At 64.6% G+C, this 17,125-nt stretch carries 15 protein-coding genes; 5 read left to right on the plus strand and 10 right to left on the minus strand.

Annotated elements, in window-relative coordinates:
- Positions 1 to 71: 71 nt before the first annotated feature.
- Positions 72 to 857, plus strand: a complete 786-nt coding sequence (locus CDQ91_RS03250) for an SDR family NAD(P)-dependent oxidoreductase (RefSeq protein ID WP_088471429.1) — start codon at positions 72 to 74, stop codon at positions 855 to 857.
- 125 nt (positions 858 to 982) lie between these two features.
- On the opposite strand, the gene CDQ91_RS03255 is transcribed toward CDQ91_RS03250, so the two are convergent.
- From CDQ91_RS03255 to pgi, 4 genes are all read right to left on the minus strand, one after another.
- Positions 983 to 1,999, minus strand: coding sequence for an NAD-dependent epimerase/dehydratase family protein (locus tag CDQ91_RS03255; protein ID WP_088471235.1), 1,017 nt, complete (start codon positions 1,997 to 1,999; stop codon positions 983 to 985).
- Between the two features lie 67 nt (positions 2,000 to 2,066).
- Positions 2,067 to 2,324: a helix-hairpin-helix domain-containing protein gene (locus tag CDQ91_RS03260; protein WP_088471236.1), complete on the minus strand. Its 258-nt coding sequence runs from the start codon at positions 2,322 to 2,324 to the stop codon at positions 2,067 to 2,069.
- On the minus strand, positions 2,321 to 3,667 hold the full coding sequence (gene gor / locus CDQ91_RS03265) for a glutathione-disulfide reductase (RefSeq protein WP_088471237.1): 1,347 nt from the start codon (positions 3,665 to 3,667) through the stop codon (positions 2,321 to 2,323). The genes CDQ91_RS03260 and gor overlap by 4 nt, the downstream gene beginning before the upstream one ends.
- A 108-nt stretch (positions 3,668 to 3,775) precedes the next feature.
- On the minus strand, positions 3,776 to 5,281 hold the full coding sequence (gene pgi, locus CDQ91_RS03270; protein ID WP_088471238.1) for a glucose-6-phosphate isomerase: 1,506 nt from the start codon (positions 5,279 to 5,281) through the stop codon (positions 3,776 to 3,778).
- A gap of 143 nt (positions 5,282 to 5,424) precedes the next feature.
- Between pgi and lepB the strand changes: the two genes are divergently transcribed.
- The 3 genes from lepB to era are packed head-to-tail and all read left to right on the plus strand — an operon-like array spanning position 5,425 to position 7,885.
- Positions 5,425 to 6,318 (plus strand): signal peptidase I, encoded by an 894-nt coding sequence (gene lepB, locus CDQ91_RS03275; protein ID WP_088471239.1) that lies wholly within the window; start codon positions 5,425 to 5,427, stop codon positions 6,316 to 6,318.
- Complete coding sequence (gene rnc, locus CDQ91_RS03280; RefSeq protein ID WP_088471240.1) at positions 6,315 to 6,995, plus strand: ribonuclease III; 681 nt, start codon at positions 6,315 to 6,317, stop codon at positions 6,993 to 6,995. The genes lepB and rnc overlap by 4 nt, the downstream gene beginning before the upstream one ends.
- On the plus strand, positions 6,992 to 7,885 hold the full coding sequence (era, locus tag CDQ91_RS03285) for a GTPase Era (protein ID WP_088471241.1): 894 nt from the start codon (positions 6,992 to 6,994) through the stop codon (positions 7,883 to 7,885). Before rnc ends, era begins: the two co-directional genes overlap by 4 nt.
- A gap of 347 nt (positions 7,886 to 8,232) precedes the next feature.
- Here the strand turns inward: era and CDQ91_RS03290 are convergent, their stop codons facing one another.
- The 5 genes from CDQ91_RS03290 to plsY form a co-directional block, all read right to left on the minus strand.
- The gene (locus CDQ91_RS03290) at positions 8,233 to 9,363 is read right to left on the minus strand and encodes an alpha/beta fold hydrolase (RefSeq protein WP_158213607.1); all 1,131 of its coding nucleotides are present in this window, start codon (positions 9,361 to 9,363) and stop codon (positions 8,233 to 8,235) included.
- Positions 9,364 to 9,430: 67 nt separating this feature from the next.
- On the minus strand, positions 9,431 to 12,028 hold the full coding sequence (gene topA / locus CDQ91_RS03295) for a type I DNA topoisomerase (protein ID WP_088471243.1): 2,598 nt from the start codon (positions 12,026 to 12,028) through the stop codon (positions 9,431 to 9,433).
- An 86-nt stretch (positions 12,029 to 12,114) separates the two neighbouring features.
- On the minus strand, positions 12,115 to 13,662 hold the full coding sequence (locus tag CDQ91_RS03300; protein WP_237245789.1) for a VWA domain-containing protein: 1,548 nt from the start codon (positions 13,660 to 13,662) through the stop codon (positions 12,115 to 12,117).
- 111 nt (positions 13,663 to 13,773) lie between these two features.
- Complete coding sequence (gene dprA / locus CDQ91_RS03305) at positions 13,774 to 14,859, minus strand: DNA-processing protein DprA (RefSeq protein ID WP_088471244.1); 1,086 nt, start codon at positions 14,857 to 14,859, stop codon at positions 13,774 to 13,776.
- Positions 14,856 to 15,458, minus strand: coding sequence for a glycerol-3-phosphate 1-O-acyltransferase PlsY (gene plsY / locus CDQ91_RS03310; protein ID WP_088471245.1), 603 nt, complete (start codon positions 15,456 to 15,458; stop codon positions 14,856 to 14,858). The genes dprA and plsY overlap by 4 nt, the downstream gene beginning before the upstream one ends.
- A gap of 190 nt (positions 15,459 to 15,648) precedes the next feature.
- Here plsY and murI point away from each other — a divergent pair, with 190 nt between their 5' ends.
- Complete coding sequence (murI, locus tag CDQ91_RS03315) at positions 15,649 to 16,455, plus strand: glutamate racemase (RefSeq protein ID WP_088471431.1); 807 nt, start codon at positions 15,649 to 15,651, stop codon at positions 16,453 to 16,455.
- A 6-nt stretch (positions 16,456 to 16,461) separates the two neighbouring features.
- On the opposite strand, the gene CDQ91_RS03320 is transcribed toward murI, so the two are convergent.
- Positions 16,462 to 16,989 (minus strand): hypothetical protein, encoded by a 528-nt coding sequence (locus tag CDQ91_RS03320; protein ID WP_144036674.1) that lies wholly within the window; start codon positions 16,987 to 16,989, stop codon positions 16,462 to 16,464.
- Positions 16,990 to 17,125 lie beyond the last annotated feature (136 nt).

Here is a 17,125-nt window from a genome sequence, read left to right on the forward strand (position 1 = left end):
GCATCCTAATCAACAATGGCGTGCGGCGCTATCTTCGCTTCATCAAATCATACCAAGGAAGGAAGCCGCCCATGGACCTGAAACTCAATGGCAAGACCGCCCTCGTCACCGGATCGACCGCCGGCATCGGCTTCGCGATCGCGAAACGCCTCGCCGAGGAAGGCGTCGATGTCGTCATCACCGGGCGCAATCAGGACAAGCTAGACGCTGCGGCGGCCGAATTGGCGCAGGTCGGCACGATTCGCGCCGTCCTCGCCGATCCCGCCACAGCCGAGGGCGCCGAAGCGCTGATCGCCGCAGTTCCCGCAGTCGATATCCTCGTCAACAATCTCGGCATCTACGAAGCCAAACCCTTCGCCGAGATCAGCGACGCCGACTGGCACAATATCTTCGAGGTCAATGTTGTGAGCGGGGCACGCCTGTCGCGGCATTATTTCCCGAAGATGCTCGAAAACAACTGGGGCCGCGTGATCTTCATCGCGAGCGAAAGCGGCCTGCTGCCGCCCGCCGAGATGATCCATTACGGTATGACAAAAACGGCCCAGCTGACCATCGCGCGCGGGCTTGCCGAACAGACCAAGGGCACGGGCGTCACCGTCAACAGCGTGCTGCCGGGCCCGACTCGATCGGAGGGCATTGCCGATTTCATCCGCTCGGTGGTGTCGAACCCCGACGCTTCCGAAGCCGAACGTGAGAAGGCGTTTTTCGACGAATTGCGCCCGCTGTCGCTGATCCGCCGCCTGATCGAGGCCGACGAGATCGGGGCTTTGGTGACCTATCTCGCGAGCCCGCTGGCGGCGGTGACAAATGGCGCCGCGATCCGCGCCGAGGGCGGGATTATTCCGACGATTGCCTGAGCTGCTCCCCTCCCGCAAGCGGGAGGGGTCGGGGGTGGGCAGCGACGGTGCGTTGGCCCACCCCGCTGCGACTGGCGAACAAGTTCGCAAGTCTCGCTGCCTCTCCCGCCTGCGGGAGGGGGATTTTACAGCTTCACAATCCCTCGCTCGATCAGACTATGGGCCGTCGCGAGGATCGCCTCTTCGGGCGGGCGCATTGTCCAGCCGAGCGTCTTCATCGCATGACGGCTGTCACCGCCGCGGATATTGCCGAGTTCGGTGACAAGCTGTTTCAGTTCTGGCCGAACCAGCGCGAACAGTTTGAGCAGCCAGTCGGGCATTTTCTTCGCGGGTACCTTGCGCGCCTGCGCCCCCAAATTCGCGCGCAATATATCGGCGACGTCGATCATCTTCAGGAATGGGCCCGAGCAGACATAACGCTCGTCGCGGACGCCAGGCGCGGTCAACGCGCGATAATGGAGGTCGGCGACATCGCGGACATCTATGATCCCGAAACCGACGTCGGGGCACATCGGCACCTTACCCTCGAGCAATTGCTTCACAAATTCGATCGAGGTCGACAGATCGTCCGACATCAAAGGCCCGAACACCGCCGCCGGATTGACGGAGGCAAATTCCATGTCGCCGCCCTCGGCCGCCACCCAGTCGCGCGCGGCGCGCTCGGCGACGGTTTTCGAACGGACATAGGGCATGACGTCCGGATCATCGAGGTTGGTCCAGTCGGCCTCTGTGTTCATCCGCGCGCCCTTGCCATGGCCATAGGCGATCGCCGCCATCGACGAGGTCAGGACGAAACGCCTGATCCCCGCCGCGCGCGCAAAGCGCAGGGCCCGCAAGGCGCCCTCGCGCGCGGGAACGACCAGTTCGTCGGCGTCTTTGGGGACGTTCATCGGAAAGGGTGAAGCAACATGCGCGACATGGGTGCAACCCGCGATCGCTTCGGCCCAGCCCGCGTCATGCTCCAGATCGGCAGCGAAAAATTGCAATCGGTCGTTGTCGACCTTCAGCCAGCCGCGCACCTCGGGCTCGCGCTTCAGATTGCGCACCGTCGTATGGACGGTCCAGCCGTTTTCGATCAACTGTCGGATCAGGAAGCCTGCGATATAGCCGCTGCCTCCGGTAACCAATGCCGTGCCCGTCATGCGACGTCTCCTGCCGGTTTTCGGAGGAGAGACTAGCAGGCGGCGCACCCCGGCGAAAGCAGAGGGTTCAGCCGCCCTCCCCTCCGGCCTTCGCGCCGGCGATGGCCCCCGCTATCGCAGCGCGCGACTGCGGGCTGTTGCGCCAGCAGCTTGCGCCGAGCAGCAGGCTGACGCGCGTGCAGATATCGTCGGCGTCGCGCGTCGCGAGATCGGCCAGCGAAGCAATGCCGATTTCCTCGAGCCGCCCCACGACCGTCGGGCCAACGCCCTTCACCGTCAGCAATATCGCGCGTTCTTCGGGCGGGAAGCTCCTCTCCGCCGTCATTTCAGCAACACCAGTTCCTCGGCCATGCTCGGATGCAGCGCGACAGTGGCGTCGAAATCGGCCTTGGTCAGCCCCGCTTTCACCGCGACCGCGGCCGCCTGCAAAATCTCCGGCGCGTCGGGGCCGATCATGTGGAGCCCGACGACCTGATCGGTCGCGGCGTTGACGATCATCTTATACAATGCGCGTTCGTTGCGCCCGGCGAGGACATTCTTCATCGCGCGAAAATCGCTGGTGTAGGTGCGGATCGACCCCAGCTTGTTGCGTGCCTCAGCCTCGGTCATGCCCACGGCGCCGATCGGCGGGTGGCTGAACACCGCGCTCGGAACATTGGCATAATCGACCACGGTCGGCTTGCCGCCGAAGACGCTGTCGGCAAAGGCCTGTCCCTCGCGGATCGCCACCGGTGTCAGCTGGATACGGTTGGTGACGTCGCCGACGGCATAGATGCTGGGCACCGACGACTGGTTGGTCTCATCAACCTTGATCGCACCCTGATCGTCGAGTTCGACCCCGGCCTCTTCAAGCCCCAGCCCCTTGACGTTGGGCACGCGGCCCGCCGCGACGAGGATCGTGTCGGCCTCGATCGGATCGCAGCCGCCCAGGTGGACGGTGAACGTCCCGTTTTCCTTCTTCTCGATCTTCTCGAACGGCGCGTTGAAGCGGAATTCGATGCCCTTGGTCATCGAAATCTGGAGCAAGCGGTCACGGATCTGTTCGTCATAGCCGCGCAGTATCGTGTCGCCGCGGTTGACGATCGTCACCTTGCTGCCGAATTCGTTGAAGATACCCGCGAATTCATTAGCGATATAGCCGCCGCCGGCGATGACAATGCGCTTTGGCAGCTTGTCGAGGTGAAACACCTCGTTCGAAGTGATCGCATGTTCGCTGCCCGGAAATTCGGGGACGAAGGGCCAGCCGCCGGTCGCGATCAGGATGCGCTCGGCGGTCAGTTCCTGCCCATCGGCGAGCCGCACCTTTTGTGGTCCGACGACCGTCGCGCGCGTCTTGAACAGCGTGACCTTGTGATTGTCGAGCGTCTGGCCATAGAGCCCCTCGAGCCGGGTGACTTCAGCGAGAACATTGTCGCGGAGCCGGTCCCAGTCGAATTTGCAGTCAGGAACGTCCCACCCGAAATGGCGCGCGTCCTTCAGATCCTCAGCGAAATGGGCGCCGTAGACGAGCAGTTTCTTGGGCACGCAGCCGCGAATGACGCAGGTGCCGCCGACGCGATGTTCTTCGGCAACAGCGACGCGCGCGCCGTGCGACGCGGCGACGCGCGAGGCGCGAACCCCGCCCGACCCGGCGCCGATGACAAACAGGTCGAAGTCGAATTTGCTCATGATGAGGCCTCTGCTTTTCCGATGGGACAGGTTTCGGATCAGCGGCCTATGTGGTTATGCGCACCCAACTTGCCAATCGAAATTTGCGGTCAGAGTGACGAACGCGGCCTACTCGCCCAGGGCCGCCGCCATCAGTGCCTGCGTCGCGGGGTCGAATTCGACCGTACCCTCGGCAAGCCCCTTCGCCATTTCCTTGCCCAGTTCGACCCCGAACTGGTCGAACGGGTTGATGCCCAGCAACACCGCGCTCGCAAACACGCGATGCTCGTAAAAGGCGATCAGCGCGCCCAGGCTGCGCGGGGTGACCTGATTTAGCAGGATCGTCGTCGATGGCCGGTTGCCGGGATAGTTGCGCGCGCCATCCTCGCTCGCGCGTCCGGTCATAAGCGCCGCACCCTGCGCGATGCAATTGGCGACGAGGGTTTCGTGGTGCGCCTCGTCGAGCAGATGATCGGGCTCGCGCGCGACAACAAATTCGACGGGGATCAGATGCGTTCCCTGATGGAGCAGCTGGAACACCGCATGCTGGGCATCGGTACCGACCCCGCCCCATGTGATCGGCGCGCTGTGGCGGCCGAGCGGCTGGCCATCGAGCGTCACCGCCTTGCCGTTCGATTCCATCTCCAGCTGTTGCAGATAGTCGGGAAGCAGGCGCAATCGCTCATCATAAGCGAACACCGCACGCGTCTGACAGCCCAGCCGATTGGCATAGATTTGATCGACGAAGGCCGCGAGCAAACAGACATTGTCGGCCCCGTCGGCAAGGCGGAAATGTCGGTCCATTTCGGCCGCGCCCTCGAGCATGTCGGCGAACGCATCCCAGCCGAGCGCGAGCGCGGCGGGAAAACCGATCGATGACCAGAGCGAATAGCGCCCACCAACAGTTTCGCTGAACGGCAGGATACGCGTTTCATCGATACCCCACTCGATCGCGCGTTCGGGCATCGCGGTCACCGCGATAACGCGGCCGATCGGGTCGTCGACGCCGCCTTCTTCCAGCCATTGCAGCGCCGAGGCGGCGTTGAGCAGGGTTTCGGTGGTGGTGAAGGTCTTCGACGCGACCGCAACCAAAGTGTGCGCGGGGTCGAATTTGGCGAGCGCCTCGTCAAGTGCCGCACCATCGACGTTCGACACCACCGCGACATCGATGCGCGAACCGTGGCGGCCGAGCGCGTCGATCAGCAGATCGGGACCAAGCGCCGATCCGCCGATACCAATGTGGAGCAAATGGCGGATTTCTCCGAATGCCCCCGCCTCGATCGCATCGACCAGCATCCGCATCCGCTGGTGCAACATCTGCGCGCGGTGGACGGACTCGGGCGCGCCGTCGCCGCGTTCGGCGCTATGCTCGGCAGCGCGGTCCTCGGTCGGGTTGGCGATGCCGCCCGAAAACAGCGTCTTGCGGCGTCCGTGGAAATCCTGCGCTTCGGCAAGGCCCGACAGGATCGCGATCGCTGCACCGTCGAGATGCGTCTTGGCGAAATCGAAGCGAATGTCGGCGACGTTGCGTACAAGCATCTGAAGCCGCGCTTCGGGATCGGCGGCGACAAGCTCGGTCAGCGGCTGCGGCTGCCAGTCGGAGAGGGCCTGCCATGCGTGATCGGCTTTCATCATCAAATCGCTTCCCAAATTGCCCCGCCTGCTTCGAACGGGATCCAGATTAAGGGCAATTTCATAGGCCCGCCGCCATCCGTGCGCCAGTGTCGTCCGCCGATATTTGCTTGACGCGCAGACCTATTCATCGCCAATGCCCGGCCATGAACGACGCCAGTCTTGCCGCCTCGACGCCGCCCGCATCCGACCCTACACCCTCTGCGCCGAACCCGACACCGGTTTCGGCCAAGGAAGAGGCCGTCGACACCGCCCGCTTCCTCGTCCTGCTGGCGATTGCGGTGCTGGTTTTCCGCAGTTTTTTCCTGTCGCCCTTCAACATTCCGTCGGAATCGATGCAGCCACGGCTTTTGATCGGCGACTATCTGCTCGTCAACAAAATGGCCTATGGCTATTCGAAGCACAGCCTGCCGTTCAGCGTCCCGCTGATCCCGGGCCGGGTTTTCGCGCGCACGCCCGACCGCGGCGACGTTGTCGTGTTCAAGGCGCCGCCCGTTGCCGACAATGATTATATCAAGCGCGTCATCGGCGTCGGCGGCGACAGCGTGCAGGTGAAGGACGGCATCGTCTGGTTGAACGGCGCGCCGCTGAAGCGCGAAGCGATGCAAGATTTCGTCATTCCGGTGACGCCGAACATGATCGAAGCTTCGCAGATGACGGGCACCCTGCCCTGTTACTCGATGGAGTTTGAAGAGGTCAGCGAGAGCGGCCAGCGCCAGTGCCGATATAAACAATATCGCGAGACGATGCCGAGCGGCAAAAGCTATGCCATCCTCGACATCACGACGATTGCCGAGGACAACACCCCGCTCGTCGTCGTTCCCGAGGGCCATTTGTTCCTGATGGGGGACAACCGCGACCGCAGCGCCGACAGCCGTTTCCCGGCGGTCGAGGGCGGCGGCATCGGTATCGTTCCCGAGGAAAATCTGGTCGGCCATGCGCTGGTGGGCATGTTCTCGACCGATGGGTCGGCAAGCTGGTTCAACCCGATCAGCTGGTTCACCGCCGCGCGCTGGAGCCGCATCGGGGAAGGCTTTTGAGCGACCCACTCAATGCCGGGGCGCTCGCCGAGATCATCGGCTGCACCCCGGATAATCTGGCGCTCTATGATCTGGCGCTGACGCACGGCAGCACCGGGCGCGCCGACTATCAGCGACTGGAGTTTTTGGGCGACCGGGTCCTGGGGCTCGTGATCGCATCCGAACTTTACACGCGCTTTCCGCGCGCCAGCGAGGGCGAGATGTCGTCGCGGCTGCATGTCCTCGCATCGGGCGCGACCTGCGCCTCGATCGCCCAGCGGCTCAACCTGACCGCGCTCGTCCGCTTTGGTGCGCAGGCGCGAAGCGATGGCGGACGCTATAGCGACAATATCGCTGCCGACGCGATCGAGGCGCTGATCGGCGCGCTTTATCTCGATCAGGGCGCCGACGCCGCACACGCCTTCATTCTTGCCCATTGGGGTGATATGATCGAGGGACAGCAAGTGGCGCCGAAGCATCCGAAGGCGGCGTTGCAGGAATGGGCGCTGGCGCGCAAACGCCGCCCGCCCGAATATGAAATTGTCGCGCGCGAAGGGCCCGACCATTCGCCGCGTTTTCGCGTCGCGGTCAGCGTCGGCAAGCTCGCCCGCGCCGAAGCCGAAGGCACCAGTAAACAGGCGGCTGAAAAAGCCGCCGCAGCCGCGCTTCTTGCGGAACTTGAAGGACAAAGTGAATGACCCACCGCTGCGGATTTGTCGCCGTTGTCGGCGCGCCCAATGCGGGCAAATCGACCATCGTCAACGCCCTCGTCGGCCAGAAGGTCGCGATCGTCAGCCCCAAGGCACAGACGACGCGCACCCGGTTGATGGGCGTCGCGATGGACGGCGAGACCCAGATCATCCTCATCGACACCCCGGGCATTTTTGCCCCGACGCGCCGGCTCGACCGCGCGATGGTCGCCACAGCGTGGAACAGCCTCGATCAGGCCGAAGCAATCCTTGTGATGATCGACGCGGCGGCGAAGCTCGGCGAGCGCGCCGAACGCGTGCTGCAGGGGGTCGAGGGGCGGCCGGAGAAGAAGTTCCTTGTCCTCAACAAGGTCGATCTGACCCGCAAAGACAAGCTGCTGACGACCGCGACCACGCTCAACGAGCGGGTGAAGTTCGACGAAACCTTCTTCGTCTCGGCCAGCACCGGCGACGGGATTCCCGAACTCAAGGCGACGCTCGCGGCACTGATGCCCGAAGGCCATTGGCACTTCCCCGAGGATGAGGTCAGCGACGCCCCCGAACGGATACTCGCCGCCGAAATCACCCGCGAGCAGCTTTATCGCCAGCTCCACGAGGAACTGCCGTACCAGTCGACCGTCGAGACCGAGAAATTCACGACGCGCCCCGACGGCAGCGCCGAAATTCATCAGCAGATCCTTGTCGCCCGCGATAATCAGCGCGCGATCATCCTTGGCCACAAGGGCGAGCGGATCAAGGAAATCGGCAGCAAATCGCGCGCCGAGCTCGCCGAACTGCTGGGCCGTAAGGTACATCTGTTCCTGCATGTGAAGGTCAAGGCGAATTGGGACGAGGACCGCGGCGTGTACCGCGACATGGGGCTTGATTGGGTCGATTGAGAACGGGATAGCGCGAGATCCCCTGCTAACTAAAAGCGACCGGATTCGGAGCGGCATCGCGAACTGGAAAGCGCTCTGCGTCATCGCGGTGACTATTGGTTTCGTCGTCGGATTTGGGCTATTTTCTACATCGGGAACCGACAGCGTCATCACTGGAAAGATTGTCCGTATCGAGTGGATTGGCAGCAAAGCGCTGGATGCTCGCGCCGTTGTCCGACTAAAGGGTAGTCGTCAAATCACGATCCGTTTGCGCAGTAGAACAAACTGCCTCACAGGATCAAAAATCCATATCGTCGAACGACAGAATTGGGTTGGCCGAACCTATCGCGCCGCCCTGGACGAATGCTTTAACCGATCGTCCGACAGTCATCCGGCGGCGTCTGCCCTTCGAACCGCGCGCTGATCCATGCCAGTGTCTCCACAGCACTATCTCGCGCGGTGTGGGCATGGTCGCCACCGGGAAGTTCGATCCAGCGCACCGCGCTGCGGCGCTTGCACATCTTCTTCGCGAAACTCCGCGTTACCGCCGATGCGACGAGCGGGTCCTCGATGCTCTGCGCGATCAGCAGTGGCCCCGGCACGCTCGCCGGATCGACGCTGTTGGCGCGCATCGTCGCTGCCCAAGGTTCGATCCGCCCCATATCCTTGTTCCGCAACGCGCCCCGCACCGACACAATGCCCAGAATCGTGCCGAGCTTGGGTGTGCTGCCGATGGTGATGCAATTATTCTGCGCCAGCCGCTTGACGACGCCCTGGTTCGCCCGGTTCACCACCCCGCCCAGCGAATAGCCGAAACGTTCGGACCAGCTGTATAGCGTGAAGGCCATCATCATCGCGCGGATATTGGGCTCGCTCGCCCTGCGCATATTTTCGGCGAGATCGGTCGGCGGCGCCGCAGCGGCGGTTCCGACGAGGGTCAGGTCGGGGGCATAGGATCGCGCCGAAATCGCGGTCCACAACGCGGCATGCCCGCCCTGGGATTCCCCCCAGACGGCGAACTGACCGCCGGCCGCCGCACCGGGGATCGCGCGCGCCGCGCGCACTGCGTCGAGCACAGAGTTCGCGGTGTCGCCGCCGACCAGATAGGGGTGCGGCATCGACGTGCCGAGCCCCGGATAGTCGGGAGCGACGACGACATAGCCCTCGCGGATCGCCTGTTCGAGACCGGGCGTCGCCTGAAAGAAAAGCGGATGCGTCGATAGCCCGCATTTTTCGACCACGCCTGACGTTCCATGTGCCCAAGCGATCACGCGGCGCGGGCGTGTCGGCACCGCTTCGCGCGGCGCGACGACCGCGCCGGTGACTTCCTGCCGCACGCCGTCCTGATTGGTCGTCCAGTAGCGCACCTGCCACGCCTGCATTCCCGCCGGGGTATCGCGCATCGGTTCGGCCGATATCAGCGCGCCCGCCTGCTGCGCTCCCACCGGCGACGCAAGGACCGACAGGCTGACGGACAGGGTGGCAATCAGGTGGCGCATGGACTTTCTCCCGATGCGCCACCCTATCATGGCTATGCCGCCGCGAAAGCGCTGATTGCGAGCGTGGTTATTCCGCGGCGTCTTCCTCCGCAGCGGCCTTCTTCTTGGCCGGGGCCTTTTTCGCAGGCGCTTTTTTCGCAGGCGCTTTCTTGGCTGCGGCCTTTTTCGGTGCCGCCTTTTTCGCGGGCGCCTTCTTCTTGCCCTTTGCTGGCCCCTTGGCGGCGCGCGCGTCGATCAGCGCGATAGCTTCCTCTTCGGTCAGCGCGTCGGGCTCCATCGACTTGGGCAGCGTCGCGTTGGTCGTGCCGTCGGTCACATAGGGCCCGAAACGCCCGGCCATCAGCTTCATGTCGCCGCCGCTGGTCGGATGCGCGCCAAAGGTCTTCAAAGGCTCGACCTTCGCGCGGCCGCGACCGCCGCCTGCTGCCGCTTCGGCGATACGGACCACCGCAGCGTTCATGCCAATCTCAAAGATTTCGGCAGTGCCGGTCAGCTTCGCATATTTGCCGTCGTGGAGCAGATAGGGGCCATAGCGCCCCAGCCCCGCCATGATGACATTGCCGCTTTCGGGATGCGTTCCCACCTCACGCGGCAGGCTGAGCAGCCGCAGCGCATAGTCGAGGTCAAAATCCTCGGCCGGAATATCCTTGGGGATCGACGAACGCTTCGCCTCCTTGCCGTCGCCGAGCTGGATATAGGGACCAAAGCGCCCGCTGCGCTTCGTCACTTCCAGCCCGCTTTCGGGATCAGTGCCCATCGTTTCGGGGCCGGTGTCGGCGCCGTCGCTGCCGCCCGGCTGCGCGAATTTCCGCGTATATTTGCAGTCGGGATAGTTGCTGCACGCGATGAACGGGCCGAACTTGCCGCCGCGCAGCGCCAGCTTGCCGGTGCCGCAATTGGGGCAGATGCGCGGATCGCTGCCATCGCCCTTGTCGGGGAAGAGATAGGGGCCGAGGAATATGTCGAGTTCCGCGGTGATCTCCGACGGTTTTTGCTCCATCACCTCGCCGGTGCGCGGCTTGAAATCGCGCCAGAAACGTTCGAGCACCGCCTGCCATTGCGCGCGGCCGCCCGACACGTCGTCGAGTTCTTCCTCGAGCCCGGCGGTGAAATCATATTGGACATAACGTTCGAAGAAGCGTTCGAGGAAAGCGGTCAGCAGGCGTCCGCTCTCTTCGGGCATGAAGCGGTTCTTCTCGACCGTCACATAGGCGCGGTCCTTGAGCACCTGGAGGATCGAGGCATAGGTTGACGGGCGCCCGATGCCGAGCTCTTCCATCTTCTTGACGAGACTCGCTTCCGAATAACGCGGCGGCGGCTGGGTCTCGTGCTTTTCGACCTCGACCCCGGTCTTTGCAGGCGCGTCGCCCTTCGCCATTGCGGGCAGCAGGCGCGCATCGTCGTCGTCCGCGCTGTCGTCGCGGCTTTCGTCATAGAGCGCGAGGAAGCCCGGGAATTTGATAACCTGTCCGGTGGCGCGCATCATCGTCTTGCCCGTGCCGTCGGTCAGATCGATGCTGGTGCGTTCAAGCCGCGCCGACGCCATCTGGCTCGCCATCGCGCGCTTCCAGATCAGTTCGTACAGCCGCCCATGATCGCCGCTGCCGGCCTTGTCTTTCGAAAAGTCGGTCGGGCGGATCGCTTCGTGGGCTTCCTGTGCGTTCTTCGCCTTGGTCTGATACTGGCGCGGCTGGTCGGGGACGTAACCGCCGTCATAGCGGTTCGCGATCGCCTTGCGCGCCGCGCTGATCGCGCTGCCGTCCATCTGAACGCCGTCGGTACGCATATAGGTGATCGCGCCGTCTTCGTAGAGGCCCTGCGCGATCCGCATCGTGTGGCTGGCCGAGAAACCGAGCTTGCGCGCGGCTTCCTGTTGCAGGGTCGAGGTCGTGAACGGCGGCGGCGGGTTGCGGGTAAGCGGCTTGGTCTCGACCAGATCGACGGTGAAATGGCCCGCCTTCACATCGGCTTCGGCGGCGCGCGCATCGGCTTCATTGGTGATCGTGAGCCGCTCGATCTTGTCGCCGCGCCAGCGCGCGAGGCGCGCCTTGAACGGCGTGCCGGACATTTCGAACAGGCCGGTGATCGACCAATATTGCTGCGCAACAAAGGCCTCGATCTCGCGCTCGCGCTCGACGATCATGCGCAGCGTCACCGACTGGACACGCCCCGCCGATTTGGCGCCGGGCAGCTTGCGCCACAGCACCGGCGACAGGGTGAAACCGACCAGATAATCGAGCGCGCGACGGGCACGATAGGCGTCGATCAGATCGTCGTCGAGCGCGCGCGGATTCGCCATCGCGGTCAGCACCGCATCCTTGGTGATCGCGTTAAACGTGACGCGATCGACCTCGCCCGGCAGCGCCTTTTTGCTGCGCAGCAATTCCTGCACATGCCAGCTGATCGCCTCACCCTCGCGATCAGGGTCGGTCGCGAGAATCAGACGGTCGGCGGTTTTCGCGGCGTCCTGGATTTCCTTCATCCGCTTCGCTTTGTCGGGATACAGCAGCCACTGCATCGCAAAGCCGTCGTCGGGATCGACCGAACCGTCCTTCGGCGGCAGATCGCGGACGTGACCATAGGACGCCAACACCTTGAAATCGCGGCCCAGATATTTCTCGATTGTCTTCGCCTTGGCCGGCGATTCAACGATTACCAATTGCATTCAAAACTATCCCCGTTACCGGCTCTCACATGTACGCGCGAGGGTGGCGGGGATAGCTTGATTCCGTCAAGCTGGATTTTTCCCGATCAGCTTTGCCATTTGAAGTCGGCAGGCAGGACGCATTTGCCAGCGTCATAGTTGCCGACGCTGCGGATCACCTCCTGATCCTCGGGCTCGATGCGGCGGCCGCTGATCTGGCTGTCGACCACGCGGCGGACGAGCGCGTCGAGGCGAGTGACGAGATAGCAGTCGATCGCCGGCGGTGCATGCGGATTGCCCACCCCGCTGTCGTCGGTCAGGAACAAGTATCGCGACTGGGTTGCCGCTGCCATCGCGCGCATCGCATATTCGGCCTCGTCAGCGACACCAGAAGCGGCGACCGGGGTGATGTGGATGCGCTTGGCGCGCGCGGCTTCGGCCGCCGCCCAGGTCTGCCCGAATTTGTCATTGTGCGGCGGCGCATCGGCGACGAGCAGCAGCGACTTGACCGCATCGGGGCGCCATTCCTGCCCCACCGCACGGATCAGCGCCTGATCCATCGCTTCGGGATAGTCGCCGCCACCGTTCGCCGATTGCCGCGCCAGCATCCCCTGCGCTTTGCCGATGTCGCGGTCGAAGGCGAAGCTGCGCGTGACATATTCGTCGCCGATGTCGCGGTAAAAGACGAAGCCAATGCGGATATCGAGATCGCGGTGCTTCGCGGTGATCGCGCCGATGATCGAGCGAAGTTCGGCCTGCAAAAAGCTGATCTCGTCGCCCATGCTGCCGGTGGTGTCGATCACCAGCATCAGGTCGAGCTTGGTCGCCTTGGTTGCCATCTGGTTCGTGGTCAACCCGACCGACTGCCCGCCCGGCGCATTGGCGACCAGCACGGGCCGCGCATCGGCGATCGCGCGCCCGGCCTTTTTCGCCGACACGCTGATCCGCTCGCTCAGCCGGTCGAGGCCGGGGAAGAAGACCGCGCTACCGTCGGCCTGCGTCGCCATGGTGATGCTGTTGCCGTCCGAACAGGTCACGACGACATCGGCAAAAGGAACCGGCTGGCCGTTACGGTCGTTCACCTTCACCGTGACGACGCGCATCGTGTCGACGCGAGGCAGGGCGCGAATATCCTGCCCCAGATCGCTGCGATTGACATAGGCGGCGTAAAGTTCGGGGTTCAGCAGATCGTCATGCTCACCCGCGGTCAAAATCCCCGCCTGCGGCTGCGGTTGCGGCCGCGGCCAGGGGCGCGGCGGCACGATCGGCGGGCTCGTCCGATAATCGCCCGAGGAACCGGCGACGGGCGCCGGTTCGGCACTGCTCGCTTCGTCTGCGCTGGCCGACGCGCGGGATTCGCTGACCACCGGGGAAGCGCTGTCGATATAGGCCGACGGTGGCGGAGGTGGCGGCGGAGCAGGCGGCGGCGGGGGCGATGTCATCGCGACCTTCTCCCGGTGCTTTCCGCCAACGCCATAGCCCGTCTGCTGCCGATTTTGCTCGACCTCGGCGCCCAGGCGCGGCAGCGGGTCGGCGGTGCGGCAGAAACCCTGCTTCCCCGCGACTGTCCGGGCTTGGGCGAGCGGGATCGGCGCGGACGCCGACGCCAGTATCGCCATCATCGTCACGCTCGTCAGCAATCGGCTGCGCATCATCAAACTCCCGCCATGTAACACAATATCATTAAATTGCGGTCCGGCCGGTGAACCGTGGCTGAACCGCGATGAACGGCTAGATTGCGAGACGTTTCGGCGCAGTGCGCCAGGTCACATCAGCGAAATTCGCGCCCCGGCGTGCCGCTCGATACGCCCCGCCAGCTCGAGCTCGAGCAGCACGAGTTGCACCGCTGCGGCGGGCTGCCCCGACTGGCGCACCAGTTCGTCGATCGCAACCGGGGTCGGGCCGAGCAGTTCGGCGATTGCACGCCGGTCGCCCTCACCCGCCTCACCCTGCGTGGCTGTCACCGCATAGGGCCGCGCCGGTTCGCGCAGCATCCGCGCGTCGATCGGCCCAATGGCTTCCAGCACATCATCAACATTCTGGATCAGCGTCGCGCCCTCACGGATCAGAAGGTTACAGCCCTGCGCGCGCGGGTCGAGCGGCGACCCCGGCACCGCCATCACCTCGCGCCCATAATCGCCAGCCCGGCGCGCGGTGATCAGCGACCCCGATTTGGGTGCTGCCTCGATCACCACCGTCCCCTGCGCCAGCCCCGCAATGATGCGGTTGCGCGACGGGAAATGGCGCGCGAGCGGTTCGGTGCCCGGCGGCTGTTCGGCGATCAGCAACTGGTCGACCGCAATTTTTTCCTGAAGCTGGACATTTTCAGGCGGAAAGGCGATATCGATCCCGCTCGCGATCACCGCCGCGGTCGCGCCGCCGAGTGCGCCGACATGCGCGGCGGTATCGACACCGCGCGCCAGTCCGCTCACCACGGTGACATCGCGCGCGGAGAGGTCGACGGCAAGCTGACGCGCGAAGCGGCACGCGGCTGCCGACGCGTTGCGTGCCCCGACGATCGCGACGCACGGGCGCTGCAACATCGCGGTGTCACCGCGAACGATGATGACCGGCGGGGCGCCTTCGACTTCGCGGAGCAGCAGCGAATAGTCCGTCTCGTCGCTGAATATATGCCGCGCACCGAGTTCCGCGACGCGATCAAGCTCACGCAGCGCAACCTCGGCCGGAGCAATGCGCGCTTTCCCCGCGCCACCGCGCAGCACGAGATGGGGCAGCGCCTCAAGCGCCGCTTCGCCCGAGCCGAAGCGCATCATCAACTGATGCCAACTTACCGGGCCGACGTGCGGCGTGCGGATCAGCCGCAGCCGCGCCAGCCGCTCGGCGTGGGTCATTCGGCGTCCTTCTTGTCGCCGACGCGCGGCTCGGTCCCGGCGCGCAGCCGGGCGATATTCTCGCGGTGCCGCCACAGCACGATAACCGCAAGCCCGGCGAGACCCACCGCATAGGTCGGATGGCCGAACGCCAGCGCCGCGACCGGCGCCGCGACCGCGCCGAGCATCCCGCCGAGCGACGAAATACGCAGCAGCAGCACAATGGCGAGCCACACTGCCGCAAAGACCAGCCCGATCGGCCAGGCAAGCGCGAGCGAAAGGCCGAGCAAGGTCGCGACCCCCTTTCCACCCTTGAAGCGCAGCCAGACGGGATAGCAATGACCGATCATTGCGGCCGCGCCCGCGATCATGGCGCCATCGTCGCCGAGTTCGGGGACAAAATGGCGCGCGAGCAGCACCGCGACCGCACCCTTGGCGCCGTCAAGGATCAGGGTCGTCGCCGCCAGCCCTTTACGCCCGGTGCGCAGCACATTGGTCGCACCGATGTTACCCGAACCGATCTGGCGGAGGTCGCCCGCCCCAAAAGCGCGGGTAATCAGGACGCCAAAGGGAATGGAGCCGAGGAAGTAGCCCGCGGCGATCAGCAAATATATCGTCATGTCATTCCCCACTCGTTCGCCGCCAGTGTGCCGATTTTGAACGGCGCAGGCAACGGATTCGATGATGTTGGGCGCCAGAATGGACAAGAACCCATGTATGCGACGGTCATCCAACCTTGCCACCGTCATTGCGAGCTATGTTAGCGAACTGACGATTGAGCGCCACTTCACCGCCTGCTACGCGACACCCATGCACTCCCCATCCCCCGACGCCCCAATCCTCTTTTTCGACAGCGGCCTTGGCGGGCTGAGCGTCCTCGCGCCGACCCGCGCGCTGCTGCCGGCTGCGCCGATCGTCTATGCCGCCGACTATGCCGGACTGCCTTATGGGGAGAAGAGCGAGGCCGAACTGGCGGCGCGCGTTCCGGCGCTGCTCGGGCGGCTCGTCGAACGCTATCAGCCGCGCCTCGTCGTCGTCGCGTGCAACACCGCCTCGACGATCGCGCTCACCCATATCCGCGCTGCGCTCGACCTGCCGATCGTCGGTACCGTCCCCGCGATCAAGCCCGCCGCCGAGCTGACCAAAAGCGGCGTCATTGGCGTGCTGGGCACCGAGGCGACGGTGCGCCAGCCCTATGTCGATGATCTCAGTGCGAAGTTCGCGGTCGGCAAGACGGTTCTACGCCACGGCAGCCCCGGGCTCGTCACCGGCGCCGAGGCGAAGCTCAATGGCGGGATGATCGACCCGGCCGTCGTGGCCCGCGCCATCGCCGGGCTTCGCGACCAGCCGGGGGGCGAGGCAATGGACGTCATCGTCCTCGCCTGCACCCATTTCCCGCTGCTACTGGACGAGCTGCAGGCCGCTGCCGGCCCCCATGTCCGCCTGATCGACGGCGCCGAGGGCATTGCGCGCCGGACCGCAGCGCTAACTGAGGGCCAGGCCTGGCCCGCCACCGCAACGCCCGGCATCGCGGTGTTCACGCGCAGCGACGACCGCCCGCCGCCACCGCTCGCGACGCTGGCGCCTTACGGCATCGACCGTATCGAGCTGATCTGAAGGGGCCTATTCGGCGCCGCCGACGCACGACGCTAGCCACGCCCGCTCGGCCGCTTCCGGCGCTTGATCGCCCAGACTGCGGACCTTGGGCAGCCCGGCCTGCGGGTTCACCTTCGCGCAACTCGGCGCGTCGCCATCCGAAGCGCCGTGTAGGCGGCCGCCGCACACCAGCAAGGTTTCGTCGGACGTGCCCCAGCCGACTTTCTCGGCGCCGGACGGCGCCTCACCCGCGCAATAGGTGTCGGTCTCCGACCCCGGGTCGCCGCAGATCTTGTCGATGCGTGCCACATTGGCCTTCGCGGTTGCGACGAACCTCTGCCGATACTCGCTATTGGTCGCGAAATAGCTCTGGATGCCGCAGACCCGGTCACCGCGCTGGGCGAGCAGGTTATAGTCGCAAATGCGCGACCCCTGATAGTCCTCGCAGATCATCCACGCGCCGTTGAACGGTGCTGGGGTCGGGGCCGGTTTCGTGGCCGAAACTCCCGTCCCGAGCGCTGCAACAGACAAGATCGCAACCGTGAACAAACGCATATTGGGCAACTCCTTCATAAACCTCGATTTCCGTTTCACGATACGTCGCACGGGTCAACAATGCCGTGCGATCGATCACAGTCATCGAACCATTGAGTTGCGAATCGTTCGCACTGGATTTCGGCCAGTTTCGGGG

Origin of the sequence: Sphingopyxis witflariensis, assembly GCF_002205635.1 — a bacterium.
Taxonomy (GTDB): domain Bacteria; phylum Pseudomonadota; class Alphaproteobacteria; order Sphingomonadales; family Sphingomonadaceae; genus Sphingopyxis; species Sphingopyxis witflariensis.